This is a genomic window from Acinetobacter sp. YH12201 (assembly GCF_013418145.1).
Lineage (GTDB): Bacteria > Pseudomonadota > Gammaproteobacteria > Pseudomonadales > Moraxellaceae > Acinetobacter.
Genome location: NZ_VPCP01000176.1, coordinates 1 through 1,399 on the forward strand (window position 1 = coordinate 1; position 1,399 = coordinate 1,399).

2 protein-coding genes are annotated in these 1,399 nt (G+C 60.7%); both read left to right on the plus strand.

Annotation, left to right across the window (positions count from 1 at the left end):
• A partial coding sequence (locus tag FTU91_RS16760; RefSeq protein ID WP_223411754.1) for a DUF3363 domain-containing protein occupies nt 1–806 on the plus strand: 806 nt, incomplete at its 5' end.
• A 216-nt stretch (nt 807–1,022) separates the two neighbouring features.
• Nucleotides 1,023–1,399: MFS transporter (locus FTU91_RS16370; protein WP_180063744.1), on the plus strand; the 377-nt coding region annotated here is incomplete at its 3' end.

Here is a 1,399-nt window from a genome sequence, read left to right on the forward strand (position 1 = left end):
TAAATTTTCAGCGTTGCTGGCTCCCCGTCAGCCGGATTGGGTTGCATCGCAGGGGTGTCGAAAGAGTCAACTGCGGTCCAAAGCTGTTGGACTTGGGTGAAAAGGGCGTTTATTCTTCCTATACGTGCCGCGTTCCAGGCGGCGACTATGAGGGCTATGTCGATGCCCATGTGCGCCGGCTGGAGGCGCTACGCCGGGCCGGTATCGTCGAGCGGATCGACGCCGACCAATGGCGCATCCCCGATGATCTGGTCAGCCGTGCCGCCGCCCATGACGCCGGCCGAGACAGTCAGGCCAGCGTTCGCGTCCTTTCCCCGGTCGATCTGAACAAACAGATCGGATCGGACGGCGCGACCTGGCTGGACCGGCGGCTGATCCACGGCGAGACGGCCGACCTTGCGCCAACCGGCTTCGGGCAACAAGTCCGCGAAGCCATGGACCAGCGCCGCGAGCACCATATCGAACAGGGCGACGCCACCCGCAGCCGGGACAGCCGCGTCTTCTACCGGCGCAACCTTCTCGCCATCCTGCGGGAGCGCGAGGTAGCCGGCGTCGGATCGGATATGGCTTTGAGTAAGGGCCTGCCGTTCCGCGCCGCCACGGACGGCGAGAGCGTCAGCGGCAAGTTTACCGGAACCGTGCATCTATCGAGCGGCAAGTTCGCCGTGGTCGAGAAATCCCATGAGTTCACCCTTGTCCCGTGGCGGCCGATCATCGACCGCCAACTCGGCCGCGAGGTTATGGGCATCGTGCAGGGCGGGTCGGTGTCGTGGCAGTTAGGGCGGCAGAGGGGGCTGGAACGCTGAGTGCGCCCATGCCGCATTGCGAAGCAAAAGATAATCGGATAAAATGTAGCAATTCATATTCGTAAGCGTGGAGTAATCAGATGGGAAATTCCAAGTCAGCAGACAAGTAAGCCGCAACAACCAGTATTGTTGTTGCGGCGCTCTGTAAGGCTAGTCTCATCTGATTGCTGACGAGCAGACGTCGCCCGGTATTCCTTAATCGAGGGTTGATTCGTCATGACCACCACACGCCCCGCGTGGGCCTATACGCTGCCGGCAGCACTGCTGCTGATGGCTCCTTTCGACATCCTCGCTTCACTGGCGATGGATATTTATCTCCCTGTCGTTCCAGCGATGCCCGGCATCCTGAACACGACGCCCGCTATGATCCAACTCACGTTGAGCCTCTATATGGTGATGCTCGGCGTGGGCCAGGTGATTTTTGGTCCGCTCTCAGACAGAATCGGGCGACGGCCAATTCTACTTGCGGGCGCAACGGCTTTCGTCATTGCGTCTCTGGGAGCAGCTTGGTCTTCAACTGCACCGGCCTTTGTCGCTTTCCGTCTACTTCAAGCAGTGGGCGCGTCGGCCATGCTGGTGGCGACGTTCGCGAC